This is a genomic window from Erysipelotrichaceae bacterium 66202529 (assembly GCA_017161075.1).
Classification (GTDB): Bacteria; Bacillota_I; Bacilli_A; order Erysipelotrichales; family Erysipelotrichaceae; genus Clostridium_AQ.
Genome location: CP046174.1, coordinates 842,830 through 859,916, shown reverse-complemented (window position 1 = coordinate 859,916; position 17,087 = coordinate 842,830). Strand labels below are relative to the sequence as shown.

Here is a 17,087-nt window from a genome sequence, read left to right as displayed (position 1 = left end):
TATTTATTTCTGGATACAGCAGCCTCGCTCTGTGCTTCCTTTTTACATTGGAACATATATGCATAGCGGTTAGTTTACATATTGTACCTGCAGACGCTCCTTTCCTATATTTGGATTTAGCTGTATGGTTACCATCAGACAGCCGCAGAACGAGCTGCACCGTCTGTATCCATTGTCCCCTGTGCAGAAAAAAACTCCTGCCTTATTTTGACGGGAGTTTTTTACTCAACCTATGATAATATACCGGATATAGAAAGAGCTTGTATAATAATCTCTATCTGTAACGCCCGATATTATTCCGTATATCTTTTTATTCCGAATCACTGTTTTCTTCTTTATTCATAAGAAACAGCTGTACCTTATGAATCCTCTTATATTTAACTTCCTTGACCTGGAATCTGATATTTTCCCATAGAACCTCTCGTTCCTCTCCATCCTCCGGTATCTGTCCGATCAGATCCAGCAAAAAGCCGGATATCGTTTCGTGATTGTCATTTTCAAGATGCAGTCCAAGCTCCTCATTGATATCATCGATCGGCATGGCACCATTCAGCATATACGTAGACGCATCGATTTTCTCAATCTGCATTTCGTCTTCCTCATCGTATTCATCCTCAATGTCTCCCATGATTTCCTCAACGAGATCCTCCATGGTGACAATTCCGCTGAAACCGCCGTATTCGTCGATTAAAATAGCGATATGCTGATGCTTGCTCTGCATTTCCCGAAACAGATCATCAATATTTTTACTTTCCAGTACGAAGAACGGCTTTCGCAGAATTTTCGAGATGTCCACGTGATCAAAGCCCTTGCTTCTCGCTTCAACAACAAAATCCTTGATATTCAAAATACCGATGATATTGTCGATAGAATCACGATAAACAGGTATACGGCTGTAGCGCATTTCCAGAAGCTCCTCGAGGTATTCGCTCTGCGGATCATCAATGTCAATGCAGAATACCTCAGGTCTTGGTGTCATGACCTCCTCAGCCAGAATATCATCAAAAGCAAATACGCTGTCAATCAGATCGGCTTCATCCTCATCGAAAATTCCACTCTCCTGCCCGCTTTCCACCATGGAACGTATTTCTTCACGGGAAAGAGATTCCTCGACATTCTCATCCTTCATGCCAAACAGACGTAATACAAACCGTGTTGACCAGGATAGTATACTGATGAACGGCGATGCTATTCTGGAAATAATGAGAATCGGCTTTGCACAAAACATGGAATAGGTCTCCGCATTCTGCAGGGCGATCCGCTTTGGAACAAGCTCACCAAATATCAAGGTCACGAAGGACAGTAGTATTGTCACAACCACCATAGAAATCGTCTCTCCGTAGGGAATCGACCATGCCTTCAGTACCATGCCGAGACGAACGGATATTCCGGTGGCAGCACTGGCGGAGTTGAAAAAGCCAGCAAGCGTAATTGCGACCTGAATCGTGGATAAAAAGCTGGTTGGTTCCTGAAGAAGCTTTTCCACAAGCCTTGCCTTGCGGTTGCCCTCCTCAGCAAGTCTGTGAATTCTGTTTTTGTTTACAGATACGATAGCCATCTCACTGGCTGCAAAGTAAGCGTTGATCAGTGTCAATATGACAATTAGCAGCAGCTGCAGTGGAATGGAAGATTGCGCGGGGTCTGCGTCCATAAAATAATATCTCTCCTTTTCTGTTATGAATTTGATTGCTATTGTATCAAAGACCAACAGATCTGTAAAGAGGCAATCCCCGTTAGAATTGTAAATTTTTTATAAATTGCCTGATTTCCCGTCAGCCAAGGATCATACGGGCGTTCATACCGGCATACAGAAGTATGCTTATTCCATATCACATCGATGATTTCTGACGGTTTTTCCAAGCCTGTGCCAGGATATCCTTTAAAACCAGCATGGCATCTTGTTCTGTCCAGCCATAGTCCTGTTGCAGCTTATCCAGCATGGCGCATAACCTTTGTGCATAAAAGGGAATATCCACAATACTCTGATAGGTAAGCAATATAGGATATTTTTGTCCCCATGCCTTTGTCCAATCAATTTTTTCTTCCACAGATTCATTTGTTTTTTCAATAATTTCCTGAATTTTATTTTGTTCAAGGTCAAAATCAATTAAATCATCCAGTGTCATATTGTAAAGAACCGCCATTTTTTTCGACTGACAAATATCCGGTACTGTCTCATCCGTTTCCCACTTTGAAACGGTCTGCCTGCTTACGCCCAGCTTTTCTGCCACTGCCTCCTGAGAAAGTCCGCTTTTTCTTCGTGCTTGAAATAAACTGTTTCCTAACTTCATACAACATTCCTCCTTATTCATTTACAGCCTTATTATATCGTTTCACAAAAAGAAGTTCCACCAAGGAAAGCTGTCAAATATGCTCCTATTTTTAACACTTGCTTTTGGCATTTTGCTTCTTCGTAATTACAAAGAGCTTTTATGGAATACGTGTTACATGAAATAAAAAACAACGCTCATCATAACACGCTTTTCTCATATGTCTGCAATTCCAGTTCAGGCTGAGGAATTTAATTTCCATCTTGTTTCATAAAGCACTCCTTTTGAAAGGCTCTTTAGCTTATATACAGAAAATGGAGCATTCTGAAATCAGAATTGCTCCACGGTTTCTCTATTCAGCTTATGGATGATTTCAACCGCCAGCTTAACTGCATGGTCATAATCCTGGTATGCCAGGATACCATAAGAGGAATGTGCATAACGCACCGGAACACCGATAACAATCGTTGGAATTCCGTATTGTGCAGTATGTGTAATGCCGCCATTGGTTCCGCCGCCTTTTCTCACACTTTCCTGAACGGGTATCGCGCATTCCTGTGCCAGATCAAGAGCAAATCGCTGAAAGCGCGGTGAGGTGATCATTGAACGGTCAAAATGACGCAGCATCGGCCCTTTTTTTAAAGCACTTTGTATCATATAGTCTTCTTCAAAGCTGTCATCCGCAGGACAGCCCTCAAAACAAATAACCACATCCGGCTTCACATTATTCATGACACAGGTCATTCCGCGTTCACCGACCTCCTCCTGAGAGGAAAGCGTCGCAGTTACGGTATTGGACAGTGACTGCTCATGCAGGCGTGCCATGGTTTCCACAACAGCAGCACAGCCGATTCGATTATCAAACGCCTTTCCCATAAATATCTGATGCTCCTCATCATATGTACAGGCTACGGCAGGGACAACGGGTGCTCCGATACCGATGTGATAGGTGTCCTGAACCTCCTGTGCGCTCTGTGCACCGACATCGATCAGCACATCCTCAAACCCAAGCGCTTTCCCCTGTTCGGATGCATTCATAAAATGCACCGGCTTGCTGCAAACAATACCCGGTATGAGCTTTCCATCTCTGTTTTTAATCCACACCTTGTTGGCAATGATATTTTTTACATCCCAGCCGCCGAGGGGTAAAAAACGAAGCAGACCATTCGGCTTCACAGCCTGTATGATAAAGCCTACCTCATCACTGTGCGCATCCAGCATGATGTTCACACCCTTGCCGGTATCTTCCTTTCTCGTCAAATACAGATTGCGCATATGATCCTCTTTGCACACACAAAATGGAGCTGCTTCCTCCTGTGCCAGTGCTACCACATCATCCTCAAATCCGCTTGGCCCAAAGGCATCAGAAAACTGTTTAATTCTATTGATTTGTGTCATAAATAATCTCATCCTCTTTTCTCCTCCATATTATAGCAGAGAATAGAACAGACTTCATCAGGAATCCCTACTTCCGCATCTAAACCGAAGGCTTTTAAAACAATGAAAAGATTTAGCTTCTGCATACTGCCATTGTCCACACCTAGCCCCAACATCCAAAGGCGGTTATGACACGACCATCGTAAAAGCCATGAAGAGTGAAAGCTCATAGACGATATTGCTTTCCACAGAGCTGTTCCTTGCATTTGCTATAAGTCCTTTTTCATTTTCGTGCAGCAGCCTTGCTCCTTCTGGTGATAGAAAAGAAATGAAAATTCTATATATAATAAAAAACCCGTTTTACACGGGCTTACTTGCTTTACTGGCGCCTTAAACAGGACTTGAACCTGTGACCTGCCGGTTAACAGCCGGATGCTCTACCAACTGAGCTATTAAGGCACTTCTTTAGCGCTTAGATATAATATCATAAGATTCCTTGTTTGGCAAGATAAAACAGCAAATTTTTATAGATTTTTTGCGTTAGAATGGTTGCATAGCTGATTTGAAAAAATGAAAAGGTGGAATACGATAATGCTGTACAAAGCATCATAACAATTTGCGATCTTTCCAGTTATTGAGATTGATGAATATAATGAGTTTTTATATATTTTTCACAGTCACACAGAAAATTGTAAGCCATCTTCATAGCCGAAAACGAGTTAGGAATGTGTAAAAACGGTAAGCCTTCCATGAAGCGATGCTTCTACCTTCCATTCCCATACACAAAAGCTTCTGTGAAGCACAGCTTTATGTTAAAAAAACGTAAGCATGTAACCGATATTTCAACGTCATATCAACCTTATTATTTCAACAAGATAACACGCAATGCCATACAGAACAGGATTTCCATCCAGAAAAAAAACAGCGGTTTCCCACTGTTTAATAGCCACCCTCACTGGTTTCTCTTTGCATCAGCTTTACGCCTGCACTTGTACCGATACGGTCAGCTCCTGCTTCTATCATTTTTTCCATATCCTCATAGCAGCGAACTCCTCCGGCTGCTTTCACAAGGCAGTGTCCCTGCACCGTGTCCTTCATCAGCTTTACATCCTCAGGCGTTGCCCCGCTTGTAGAGAATCCGGTAGATGTTTTAACAAACGCCGCACCAGCTTCCACACAAAGCTCACAGGCCTTTACAATCTCTTCCTTTGTAAGAAGACAATTTTCCAGAATCACCTTTACACAATTTCCTGCTGCAGCCTCAACAACAGCCTTCACATCCTCACGCACAGCATCATAATGCCCTGCCTTCATTTCACCGATATTCAAAACCATGTCAATTTCACTGGCACCATCCGCAATGGCATTGGACGCTTCAAATGCCTTGGCTTTTGTACTCATCGCTCCCAGCGGGAAGCCCACAACTGTGCAAACCTTCACATCGCTGTCCTTCAACAGCTCTGCACATGTTGAAACCCAATAGCTGTTTACGCATACACTCGTAAAATCATATTCCTTTGCTTCTGCACATAATACCGCAATCTTGTCATACGTAGCATCAGCCTTTAAAAGCGTATGATCAATATACTTATTCATTTCCATAAAATATCCTCCTGTTGTATCTTTCCAATGTACTTTTAGTATATCATGGAAAGGACAGAATATGAAGTTCATTTCTCTTCATCACATATTACAATTCCTGGTCTTCCTGAATGCTGGCATGATAATTTCGCAGCCAGTAAACACGTACAAAGGGATCCTTTAGAAAATATGACAACAGGCGATAGAGCAGCACATAGCGCAGAAACTCCAGAACCACAAGCACTGTCCAGGATATCAGCTGATAATTTTGTGTGTTAAATATATCAACAAGCTGCGGTATGGTAAGCAGCAGACGAATGCCCTCCATGATCCACATTACAGGAATAATCCAACGGCTCCACGGCTTATACAAAAACAGCGAGACAACCGGCAAAGACCAGATCAGAGCGGAAAACAGCGATGCCATAAGCAATGTTCGCTGCATAAACTGCATCCCCTGAACATCATTGATATAGTAGCGCAAAAGAAACAGCAGCAGATATAAAAGTACCAGCATGCCGTACTGATACAGAAGAAGGGCAAGTGAGCACGCACGGATACGATTACGAGCACGCATATCCACACGCCGATCATGCGGAATCCGTGTGTCTGATGGAAGGGAAATGATTGGTTCAGCTTCTTCCTGTGGTTCCGCTATCCTTTTCCATATACAAATAATTTGCGAATCCCTTTGAAGCTGCCATGCCACATACAATACAAGGACAGCCTTGCCGATTACAAGCGCGGCAAACACAAGGCGCAGAGGTGCATGATCCTTTGTAATTGAAACCTGAAATAGTGAAATCAGCTCATATACAGTATATATATTCATGATGGAAAAAAGCTGAAACAAAAGCCTGCCAATTCTCCGACAGCTCCATAACATGCGGACCGGCAAAAACCAGAACAGCATAATACCAGCATGAAGAAGAAATCCAGGCAGAAAAGAAATACGGGTATCCTCCAGCATCAGCTTTACCAGGAAATAGGAAAACACCGTGTAAATGATTAAAAATATTACAAACAGCAACAGGATCATACGCAAATGCCGTATTCCAGATTTGCGCTGCTGCTTTTGTTCCTGCATGGATTTTACACTTTTCAAACATATCACCTGTACTTATTATACAGGGAACGTAAGGATTTTGTATATAATGAACTGATTGGTATTTCGCTTTAATCTTTCTGTATACCATAAAAAAACAACAATTTATCTGTAACATCCACTTGTCGGAGTTAAAGAGCTGTCTTCATCCTTTTATGCTCGTTATACAGATATGCCGTTGTTTTTATTTGCTCAGCTTTATACTTTTGTTTTTTTATTTTCTATTTTTTAAAAGGAAAATCTTCAAGATCTGAAGGATTCACAAAGATCGGATTTGGTTTATCAAAATAATTGGAGGTATCCAGATCCCAGGCGTTATGGGTATCTCCTTCACCAAAGTCTTTCATTTCCGTATGCGTTGTAAGAATATGCAGCAGATTTTTTAACGTATCCATTGCCTTTTTCGCACTGTCCAGCAAATAGGAGAAGGCTTCATCCGCTCCATCATCCTGAATATAGCGAATCAGCTCCTCATACAGGTGAATCTGTTTTTCCTCAAACTGCATATCACGCATTACAGCTGCAGTCAGATCATTATTGACATGATGCTGGTCTTCCTCTGCTTCTGCATGGCAGCAGCACGTATCATCCTCTGACTGACACGGCTTGATAAACTCAAATACAGGTGTATCATCATTGGATTCATCATAATAGCGGTCATCCTCTCCGTGCATTTGATGTATTACACGGCTAAGTACCTCCATATCACTGATCTGACGTGCTCCCAAACGCATAAATATATCATGAAAGGTTGGATTATTTATCATAAAGCTTTGCCGTATATAGACAGAGGCCTGCTTCAGACCACTGCTGCAGCCCTGTAGCTGCCGGTCTAGCAGTAAATAATATTTCATATCCGGTCGTGTAATCTGTACCTCAAACGGTAGTTTTGTATCATAAATAAACATAAGCATTCCTCCAATTTCTACCGTTAGTATGGAAGCATTTCTGTGGATTATGCTATAATAGTGAACGTAAAAGGAAGGTACGTATATGAAAGAAATCAAACTGCATACAAAGCTCACAAAAAAAATTACGGTGGAAGAAAGCATGCTGGCATCACATGTAGGAAGCGGAATCGTAAATGTCTATGCAACACCAATGATGATTGCGCTGATGGAAAATACAGCCGCCTCCTGTCTCGATCAGTTTCTGGATGAGGGGGAAACAAGTGTCGGTGTCATGATGAATACGACCCATGATGCTGCGACTCCTGCCGGTATGGAGGTTGAGGCAGAGGTAGAGATCACTGCTGTTGACCGCAAAAAGGTATCCTTTCATATCATCGCAAGAGATGCAAAGGATACGATTGGTACGGCACAGCATGACCGCTTCATTGTTAAGAAGGAGTCATTTGAAGCACGAGCTCTCAGTAAGCTGGAGAAATAAAGAAAATATGCGCATAGCTGATACAGTGTACAGAATGCGCATATTTTTTATCCCAGAGCACGCAGATAGCGAAGCTGTATTCTTTTTATGATAGAGGACTGCCGCATTTTTCTTCTAATCTGCTTTTGTGCATATCCATAGACCAGAACCTCCTGTTCCTTTTTCATCTGATGAGAGGAATACAGGGCCTCCTCACATAAAAGACGTATAGGCTTGTGCAGCTCATCCTCCTTCATAAAGCTGAGGAGATAACGATAGCTGTGACAGATTCCCTTTTTCGCATCCGCCTGAAGACATTGTTTCTCTCTGTATGCAATGCGAAGACGTCGCTGAAGGATGTAGGATAACACGGTGAGCAGGACACCCAGTCCCACTGCGACTGCTGTTCCAATCGTTCCTGACGCTGCTGCCTCATTCCCTGCTTCCGTATGCTCCTGTGGTGTTTGTGAATTCGTTTCTTTCGGTTTGGATGTATTGCTTTGCGAGGTGGTATTGCTTCCCTGCTGCTGACGCGTAACGGTTGTTTGCGAAGAAGCTGAGCTTTCACTTTGAAAGCCCGGTGTTACCTCTACCGGAATCCAGCCCTTTTCAGAATCAAATATTTCCACCCAGGCATGAGCGCTCTGATCAGGTACTGCGATGCTGCCATCCGTCATCTTCCCCGCCTGAAAAGCGAAGCCCTCTGCATAACGTGCGGGTATTCCCATATACCGAAACAGCATAACTGCTGTTGTAGCATAATGAACACAATATCCCTTCTTGTTTTCCTTCAGAAAAAATTCCACAAAATCTCTGTTATCCGGCGTTCTTCCCGGCTTTAGCGTATAGCTTGCTGTATCTGCTAAATAGGTACAGATTTGCTCCTGTATTTCAGAAATTTGTGACGGCTCTATATCCTGATACGGATATATGTTATCAAACAGCTTGGATAATTCGGATGGCACCTGCAAATATTCCTTTGCGACAAATGCAGTATAGTCATCCTGTGCCGCTGTTGCAGTTCCCGTCATGTTTGTGCTGGAAAGCTCATATGCCGCATACTGCATCACATCCTCATGATCGCTGCGATAGGCATCATACCACGGGGTTGTCTCAGGCGATACTGTTTTCATGAGATACGGTGTCAGAGCATAGCGCTTCGACGCACGGTGATCCTCGATTTCTAGGTGCATCAGCGCTCCGGTTTTCTGCAAAATCTGAGTAAAGGCGGGATTTTTCTTATCCAGCCAGGTATCTACACTGCCCCAGTCATAAGCGTTCAGCGTCTCGTAGCTTGTTTCTGGAAGGGATTGCCAGCGATTATCCTCATAGCGTGCCCCGCTGTAGCTTTTCAAATAGATTGTCCCCTTTGCATCTTTAGAGCGAACGATCAGCTGTGTAGCTCCAGTGTATAAACGATTTGCGGCTCTTCCAAGATCTACCTCTCCATCCTTTTCATCCGCATGCGTCAGAGTATAGGCAATTTCATCCACCCGCTGCAGCAGGCGTTCTCGAAGGGTGCCGCTGGAGCTTCTTATTTCATAGGAATCCGGCGGTGTGATCAAAAATGTAAAGAATACACAGAACACACTCAAAACAAGGGCACTCAGACGGACATAGGATGTATTGCCGTTTTTGGCACCTTTCCGCGATAGCAGCAGGGTAAGCCAAAAGACGATCAGAGGCATGGCAAACAGCCAGGGAATTGGTGTCTGATACAGCAGAACAAAAAAGACTGGCAGAAAAGAGAGCATGAACAATGCGAAATAGTGACGGCTTCTCCAAAAGGCCAGCATTCCGCAAAACAGCCAGATGCTTACGTATAGCAGCAGCCAGGTCACCTGAAGCTGGCATAAAAAGGCAGTATCCGATATATCATATGGATAAAAAACATAACCGCTATAGGTATGGTATACATCCGTTATCACATTATAGGCAATATGTCCTCCCTCCAGCAGTACAGGAAAGCTGAATACGCCTGCCAAAGCCAAAAGTCCACTTAATAAAAGGATGCTTTTCTTTTTCCGATGCAGTAAAAGCTGGTGAAATACAAGCAATGCGAGCAGAAGCACTGGCAGATACAGCAGCCAGAGAATCTGATCCCAAAAAGGGAAGGAAAAGAGAAACACACCAAAGCAGGACAGCATTCCCATCAGAAGCAGCAGGCTGGAAGCTATATTTTTTTTCATACGCTGTTCTCCTTCACCATAAGGGAGACGAGTGTCTCATTTAGACACAGACCATCCGCAAAGTCGGATGTGCCCTCGCAAACGCGCGGCATCGCAAGGAGCTTTCGCAGAAAGCTATCCATATCCTGTACCGTACGCAGCTCTATCTGCTGGAATCCATCCGCCGCCTGCCAGCTGATATACAAGCTGTTTTGTGCATTCACCTTCAAACAGAAGCCACAGCTGACGGATAAAAGACGCTCACAGGCAGCGATATCCTGTGGAAAGCAAAGATGCAGGTGCAGACTGGAAGCTTCTTCCTTCTGAAATTCCCGAATCATCGTTTTTTTCAATCGGTAGCTTGCCTTAAAATGTATATGACGCAGAGGCTCTCCCTCCTGATGCTCCTTCAGCTCATAGTCACTGCCGGGCATACCGGCTGACCGCTGCCGTGCTTCCTTTGCTACTTTCTGATAGACTGCTTCTGTTACCGGTACCGGTTGCGGAAAGCGGAAGATCTTTGTTTCCTCATGCAATTTTGTTGTTCTTCGATACAGTCCCAGAAGGTCTCTTGTTTGAAGCTTATTCAGCTGTAAATGATACTGGCCGCTTCCCATATCCGGAGCCTGTAGCCTTTTCGTATTATGCTTTAAATCCGTTGTCACGGATTCGCTTGTTTCATAAAATCCATTGTGCCAAAGACCGTTCACATGGATACGGCTGCAAAACAACAGAGGAAGCGCTGAACTGATACGAAGCTTTCCCCCTTCCGCATAGGGCTCCACATGTATTTGTATTAAGCGGTTTCCAACCAGAAACAGAAGCAAACTGAGGATTGGCAGCATTAGCAAAACTCTAAGCAGCAGATAGTAGATATAACCGTCTACACTCACCCATAACAGGGCATCCAACAACAGCAGTGACAGATAAGCAAGCCAGGAACGGATCATAGTCCCTTCCTTCTGGTGTGCGGCGGCTGTATCTGCTGTAGAATTTCCTGCAATGCTTCTCCTGCTGCGGCGGCATCTGCCGTATGTGTCGGCTGCATAAGCATACGATGTGCAATCGTATCGATAAACACCTGTTGAATATCCTGCGGTACTACATAATCTCGTCCATGCATGAAAGCACAGGCCTTGGACATATCCATAAGGGATACTCCGGCTCGCGGACTTGCCCCCCGATAAATACGGCGGTTATTTCTGGTTGCCTGCAGCAGTTGAATAATATAATGATACAGCGAATCATGCACAAACACCTCTCTGCATGCTTTCTGCATTTCCAAAATCTGGGTACGCTGCGCCACTCTTTGTACGGTATAGCTTTCCGGTTTTTGCTTTCGTTTTAAAATTTCAATTTCATCCTGCTCTGATGGATAGCCAATCTCCAGACGGATCATAAATCTGTCAAGCTGGCTCTCGGGAAGCTGCTGTGTTCCGGCAGAGCCGTAGGGGTTTTGTGTCGCAATTACCAGAAAGGGCTGTTCCAGCTTCATTGTGACACCATCTACACTCACGCTGCCCTCCTCCATGACCTCAAGTAATGCAGCCTGGGTTCTAGAGGAGGTACGATTGATTTCATCTGCGAGAAACAGATTGGTGAATACTGCGCCTTTACGAATGCGTGTTTTCCCGGTTTCCGGATCTATTACACTAAAGCCGGTTACATCCGCAGGCAGGACATCGATCGTAAACTGCATCCGCCGGCAATCCAAATGCATGGCATCCGCAAACGCCCTTGCAATCGTTGTTTTCCCCACGCCTGGCATATCCTCCATCAAAATATGTCCGTTGGCAAGAATTGCCATCAGTATTTTTTCGAGCAGTTCATCCTTCCCGATAACCGCTTTTTTCACTTCCTGTAAAATAAGTTCGCTTGTTCTCATCATTTCTCCCTTCGGCAGCCTATATGCTAAACATGACCACCTATAAAAACATACATATATCTTAATTGTATACAATGGACTTAGCTTCAGGTCAACAAAAGATTTCTTAACTTTTTATGAAGACTGTAATATTTTAATGCACAGACTAATCACAGTATTCGATATATAAAAAAATACCGCAGGAGAGGAAGCCACTTCCTACTGACTGCGGTGTGGAAATTTATTTGAATTCACGGCGCATGCATTTGACATCTTCCTCCTGCATTCCCAGCTGACGCAGCGTGACCTCCTGCTTTTTAGGACAGGCGAGCGGCTGGATCATATAAGAACACAGTGTACAGTAACCCGGAGATGTACTTCTGCGGATGCATTCATAGCTGCATTTACGAATACAGTTATCATCCACCCACAAGGCCAGCTGATCCAGTGCATTGGTTGCCAGAAAATTGGCACGCTCCTTCGGTATACCGGCATCCAGCAGGTAGCGGAATAAAATATCTGCATAGGTCAGAATATATTCCATCAGAAAGAAATTTTCCGCATTGTTTTTCTGCATACGCTTCGGCCACAGAGCAAGCTTAATATGATTTTTTATGTAGCGCTCCTCATCCACATGCTGTCGTGGATTTTTCAGGCAATCGTGCGGGCATTGCGCACATTTATATAGAAATTCTCCCATGGTTTTTAATAACTGAAACTTAAAGGTTGGAAAATCTATCGTTACATTAAATTCCTGTTCTATTTTAGGAAATGCCTCCGCACACATCGTAAGGGCGGCATCTACGGTTTCTGCTTCAAATACTCCTAGCTTTGTAATCGGCTGGGGTAAAAACATCATTAAATCCCTGCTGTTTAAATATTTCATTTATCATCACCATGCTTTATGGTACACTATTTTCATATAAAAAGAAATACACTTGAAATAATTTTTGAGACTTTATCGTTCTATGGATGGAGGAGGCGATGAGAATGAATTCCATGTTTCTGATTTTCTATCTGTTTTTAAATACAATCGGCGGTTATCTGTTTGTAGAGGCTGCCCCAGAGAAGGCATATCCTGATATTGCCAGAATCAGTCAGGATATTAGGATAAGCGAGTCAGGCGAACTGCGTGATGGAACGATTTGGTTATCATTTTTAAAGGGACTAGATACGGCTTCCGCCTCGCGTGTTTTGCTGGTGATGCCTGATGAAGCGGATATGCTGCTTACGTATGATGCGGTAAAGGAAACCTATACGCTGAAAGAAATGGGCGGTAAAGGTAAAGCAATCACATATAAACATTTGATCCGAATGGATGGACAGCGTATTGCCGATATGACCTTTGATAATATGGTCATATGCTTTGCAGAGAATCCTGCTGATTTCTGGTACTGGTATGTATGTGATGATATTGATGTTACACCAAAGGAGCTATATCGTTATCCGGATAAGGCTACAGCTCACCTGCTGTTTACAGTAAGAAAAGCGGATAGCCCGTTATAAAGCAAAAGCATTTTCGGATAAAAAAAGATTCCGATCGCGGTGATTGGAATCCTTAAAGTTTTCACATGGTGGAGCGTATCGGGATCGAACCGATGACCCCCTGCGTGCAAAGCAGGTGCTCTCCCAGCTGAGCTAACACCCCATGTATATTTAAATTCGATGGTGGGCCTGAATGGACTTGAACCAACGACCTCACCCTTATCAGGGGTGCGCTCTAACCACCTGAGCTACAGGCCCGTTTCCATCGAATGCTCATATATAATACCACTACTTTTTTTGTGTGTCAACAACGTTTTTATCATTTTCTTTTTTTAATTTCACTTATGAAAATAAACACTTATAGAATGTGCAGATATCCTATAAATAAAGTATGATCAATGCAATGGTTGAATAGCTGTTTATCGAAAAGCTGTTCCATTGCTTACTTACAGTATCAGGAAACAGGCTCCTTTCCAGCCCTCCCTTATATAGGTTAAGGAATTGATTAAACGGGATATATACTTGTGTGTTGGACAATATGTCTTTTCATGGTGTCCACGCTATGCTCTCTGCTTCTTTCTTATATCCGGCGTATAAAAAAAGAGAATAAGAATTCTGCTGGTATACATACAGTGGCTTCTATATTCTCTTATTTAAATCATTCAGAGCCAGGAATGTAGTAAAGCTTTTGAAGTATTATATAGATAAGGTTTCATCTATTTTTCAGGAATGCTTTAATTGATAACCTGGAAAATTATGAAGATTAGGACAGCTAGAATACCTATTACAAGCATTCCTTTGGCATACGCGATCCATGACTTATGCAATTCTAATAAAGTCTTATTGTCTTCATTCAATTTTTTAATCAGCTTTTTCTGTTCTTCATTCATATTATTCACCTTCTTTTTTATATTCACGTATAATTTATGATTTTCCGCTTGTTGTTTCTACAAGTACTAATACAGCTTTATCTTCATCGCCGATACGGAGTGGACTTCCGGAATCACTGGTTTTGTCTTTTGAAGGATAATTTACATGATCGCATAGAATTCCATTACCCTATGAGTAATTCTGACAACGTAAGTTTCCCGATTAAGATTTTCCTTTTTGCTTTTCCATATATTATATATTTTTAATGCGCTGTATGAAGGATCTGCAAACAGTTAGAGAAAAGTAAATTGGAAGCATTCTAGAATACCTGATTTTCCTCAATTTCTTAATTATTTCATATTTTCACCGCTTTCTTATTTTTCTTATCTATCTTACTTAAAGTATATACTGTAGTACTTAATGAAACAAGCCTGTTTATAATGAAGTAAATAGTGTATAATTATAATTATAGGGAAAATGAATCTTTTTCACATATACTCATTGCCTGTATTTTAAAGTCATTATCTCCTTTTTTATCATAAGTATCTCCTATTCAGATATATGATTTTTCTCCAGATGCAAAGACACAAATATCATTTTCTCATTGTCCATTATGCTTTTAGTTTCTTCCATAATATCAATAATTTTGTTCTGTGATACCACGTATTATTCCTTATATAGAACTTCTATTTTCTTTATATATTTTTCTGATTTGTCGAATCCCTTGCTTATTACGACAAGACCTTTATCTCTATAATATCTTATCCGGATGCTTGCGGATTTTTTTATCAGCTGAGTGATGGCTTGGATATAGTTATTTATTACTAATACTTTACAGAAATGGTTCAGGATTTTATTTTCTGAATATATACTGCTTCCGCTGGAGTATTCGCTAATAAAAAGGTTACAGGCTAAGCTGATATACATTCCATTCGCATTGATATGCCATTTCATTTTATCATTTTAAATATTCTCACCCAAAACAATCAGCATGTCCCCTTCAGCTTCTCAACTAAACCTGAGCTATCAGCTTGTTTTTTTTCGATAAGAGCTTATCTATTTTTCGGTCAAACCCATTTCAAAGGTTCAGGAAACACAAAAAAACTACTAGATATCGTCTAGTAGCTTATCCGTTTAAATATGGTGGAGCGATACCTTACTAGGTCGAACTCTTACCAACTTAATTCAGTAAACTTGTTTGCACATCCACATACTTCTTCGTTTACCTCTGTATACTAAAATTATATACCCTTTTCAATTTATTGCAATAGTTTTTTTGCAAATTAAGTACTTTTTCAAAATGTGCTTTTTCATTTCAGTAGACTGGGGCATTTTTTCTACATCATTTACTAGATTTTTTGTCTTTAAATACTATTGAAATGATGAGGTTTAACGATGTGTCAACAATAATTTCAGTAATATATTCATCTATATATTGTTTTTTACAACCGTCTTCCATGTTGTTCCACTCCTCCATACTCATACCGGATGCTTTTTCCAACACAGTTAGTCTATTTATTGTTTTCTGTTTTTCTCTTTCAATATTACCGATCATACACCCGTATGTGCGTCCATCAATTCGATCGTTAGTAAATTCTATAAAGATTTCTCTTGCCTTACTATCCAATGTTTTTAAACGATTGGATATCTTTGAAATTTCTTTATTTTTGTTTTGACCGTTAGCAAAAATCAGTATCCTTGGAATCGTTCCTTCAATAAGTCTATCCTGACTGATTCTTTTTTTGCATTTTGGACAAGTGTAGTAATAATATTTCTTATGCCCATTTCTTAGTTTCTTGTTTGTACTTTTTCTTTCGCATACATCACCACAAACATCTTTGATCTTGTTACCGAAATAATACTTATTCGTATCTGTTTCCTTATATCTTTTATATATCATCTTTCTAGCTTTATCATATGTCTGTTTTGTAATGATTCTCGGAATCGAATATTCTTTATCTAGATATTCAACGATACCGTAATTTAGTTTTCGTAATAGTAATCTTCGAATAGTCTCCGATTTTTTTTGAAAGTCCGGAAATTCTTGTGCAGCTTTACATTCTATTTCCTTCATGGTACTTCCACTAATTGCTAGATCAAAACAAAATATCAAAAATGATGCTTCCTTTTCATTTACATGAGGATATTTATTTTCATCCAAAATCCATCCAAATGGTATCTGTCCAAAAGGGTATCTTCCTTCTTCCAGCATTTCTATTTGCGTATCCACTACTCTCTCCCGGATGGTTTCGCGTTCCCATTGTGCAATGATAGCTAAAACCCCTACAAGAAGTCTTCCGTTGGCACTGTGTATATCTAAATTATCAACGATAGCCTTTAATTCACATTTTTGATCAATAAAGAATTGCAATAATTCATATGTATCAATTACATTTCGAGCAAGACGATCTAATTTATAGATTAAGATTTCATTGACTTTCCCTGCTAATATATCAACTAACAGCCTTTGCATCGCCGGACGGTTAAGATTTTTTGCACTATACCCATCATCTACATAGAACTCTACATCATTAGGGTCGATACCTTGATTTTTGAGTTGACTCTTGATATTTGCTATCTGTACATCGATTCCAAATCCGGAAATAGCTTGTTCCTTAGTTGACACTCTAGCATACGCAGCTCTTTTCTTTGATCCTAAATCTTGTTCTTTTGATTCTCGCAATTTGATAAGGAATTTTGTATCGATCGTTCCATTGGTCGGAATGTTATTTATACTATTTTTTCTTGATGTTATATTCATTTTTTTGTCCTCCTTTGGCATCCAGAGGACAATATCAAAACGAAAAAAAAAGAACATAATATCGTCAGATAATATGTCCTCTTTCTGCCTATATCAAGTCTTCAGGAAGTATGTGGATAGTGTACTATTCCTTCACTCTTAACAGAGGCACTTTTATAATAGCATTATTCCTATAAAATGTAAATATGAAATGTTATTTGCTAATATCTAACACCTGAATATTGGATGAATCGAATAA

13 protein-coding genes and 3 tRNA genes are annotated in these 17,087 nt (G+C 41.2%); 2 read left to right on the top strand and 14 right to left on the bottom strand.

All coding sequences use genetic code 11. The features are described 5' to 3' along the window. Nucleotides 1–310 precede the first annotated feature (310 nt). The 7 genes from GKZ87_04040 to GKZ87_04010 all read right to left on the bottom strand — a co-directional run bounded on the left by GKZ87_04040 (nucleotide 311) and on the right by GKZ87_04010 (nucleotide 7,241). A complete protein-coding gene (locus GKZ87_04040; GenBank protein QSI24734.1) occupies nucleotides 311–1,651 on the bottom strand; it encodes a DUF21 domain-containing protein in 1,341 nt (446 codons plus the stop codon). Between the two features lie 178 nt (nucleotides 1,652–1,829). Continuing rightward, nucleotides 1,830–2,291 carry a helix-turn-helix domain-containing protein gene (locus tag GKZ87_04035; protein QSI24733.1) on the bottom strand — a complete coding sequence of 154 codons (462 nt, stop codon included), beginning with the start codon at nucleotides 2,289–2,291 and terminating at the stop codon, nucleotides 1,830–1,832. 309 nt (nucleotides 2,292–2,600) lie between these two features. Further along, nucleotides 2,601–3,668, bottom strand: coding sequence for a M42 family peptidase (locus GKZ87_04030; GenBank protein QSI27876.1), 1,068 nt, complete (start codon nucleotides 3,666–3,668; stop codon nucleotides 2,601–2,603). A gap of 362 nt (nucleotides 3,669–4,030) precedes the next feature. After that, nucleotides 4,031–4,106, bottom strand: a tRNA-Asn gene (locus GKZ87_04025). 480 nt (nucleotides 4,107–4,586) lie between these two features. Further along, nucleotides 4,587–5,249, bottom strand: coding sequence for a deoxyribose-phosphate aldolase (gene deoC, locus GKZ87_04020; protein QSI24732.1), 663 nt, complete (start codon nucleotides 5,247–5,249; stop codon nucleotides 4,587–4,589). Between the two features lie 88 nt (nucleotides 5,250–5,337). Then, nucleotides 5,338–6,342, bottom strand: a complete 1,005-nt coding sequence (locus GKZ87_04015; GenBank protein ID QSI24731.1) for a hypothetical protein — start codon at nucleotides 6,340–6,342, stop codon at nucleotides 5,338–5,340. 212 nt (nucleotides 6,343–6,554) lie between these two features. Beyond that, on the bottom strand, nucleotides 6,555–7,241 hold the full coding sequence (locus GKZ87_04010) for a hypothetical protein (GenBank protein ID QSI24730.1): 687 nt from the start codon (nucleotides 7,239–7,241) through the stop codon (nucleotides 6,555–6,557). An 85-nt stretch (nucleotides 7,242–7,326) separates the two neighbouring features. Between GKZ87_04010 and GKZ87_04005 the strand changes: the two genes are divergently transcribed. After that, entirely contained in the window at nucleotides 7,327–7,722 is a 396-nt protein-coding gene (locus GKZ87_04005) for a dihydrolipoamide acyltransferase (protein QSI24729.1), read from the top strand. Nucleotides 7,723–7,769: 47 nt separating this feature from the next. On the opposite strand, the gene GKZ87_04000 is transcribed toward GKZ87_04005, so the two are convergent. The 4 genes from GKZ87_04000 to GKZ87_03985 all read right to left on the bottom strand — a co-directional run bounded on the left by GKZ87_04000 (nucleotide 7,770) and on the right by GKZ87_03985 (nucleotide 12,592). Then, a complete protein-coding gene (locus GKZ87_04000) occupies nucleotides 7,770–9,890 on the bottom strand; it encodes a transglutaminase (protein ID QSI24728.1) in 2,121 nt (706 codons plus the stop codon). Beyond that, entirely contained in the window at nucleotides 9,887–10,819 is a 933-nt protein-coding gene (locus GKZ87_03995; GenBank protein QSI24727.1) for a DUF58 domain-containing protein, read from the bottom strand. The genes GKZ87_04000 and GKZ87_03995 overlap by 4 nt, the downstream gene beginning before the upstream one ends. Then, nucleotides 10,816–11,754 carry an AAA domain-containing protein gene (locus GKZ87_03990; protein QSI27875.1) on the bottom strand — a complete coding sequence of 313 codons (939 nt, stop codon included), beginning with the start codon at nucleotides 11,752–11,754 and terminating at the stop codon, nucleotides 10,816–10,818. Before GKZ87_03990 ends, GKZ87_03995 begins: the two co-directional genes overlap by 4 nt. Before the next feature lie 220 nt (nucleotides 11,755–11,974). Continuing rightward, nucleotides 11,975–12,592, bottom strand: a complete 618-nt coding sequence (locus tag GKZ87_03985) for a hypothetical protein (GenBank protein QSI27874.1) — start codon at nucleotides 12,590–12,592, stop codon at nucleotides 11,975–11,977. Between the two features lie 131 nt (nucleotides 12,593–12,723). Here GKZ87_03985 and GKZ87_03980 point away from each other — a divergent pair, with 131 nt between their 5' ends. Continuing rightward, on the top strand, nucleotides 12,724–13,239 hold the full coding sequence (locus tag GKZ87_03980) for a hypothetical protein (protein ID QSI24726.1): 516 nt from the start codon (nucleotides 12,724–12,726) through the stop codon (nucleotides 13,237–13,239). 66 nt (nucleotides 13,240–13,305) lie between these two features. Here the strand turns inward: GKZ87_03980 and GKZ87_03975 are convergent. The 3 genes from GKZ87_03975 to GKZ87_03965 all read right to left on the bottom strand — a co-directional run bounded on the left by GKZ87_03975 (nucleotide 13,306) and on the right by GKZ87_03965 (nucleotide 16,849). After that, nucleotides 13,306–13,381: transfer RNA gene (locus GKZ87_03975), tRNA-Ala, on the bottom strand. Nucleotides 13,382–13,399: 18 nt separating this feature from the next. Continuing rightward, nucleotides 13,400–13,476: transfer RNA gene (locus tag GKZ87_03970), tRNA-Ile, on the bottom strand. A gap of 1,954 nt (nucleotides 13,477–15,430) precedes the next feature. After that, the gene (locus GKZ87_03965; protein QSI24725.1) at nucleotides 15,431–16,849 is read right to left on the bottom strand and encodes a hypothetical protein; all 1,419 of its coding nucleotides are present in this window, start codon (nucleotides 16,847–16,849) and stop codon (nucleotides 15,431–15,433) included. Nucleotides 16,850–17,087 lie beyond the last annotated feature (238 nt).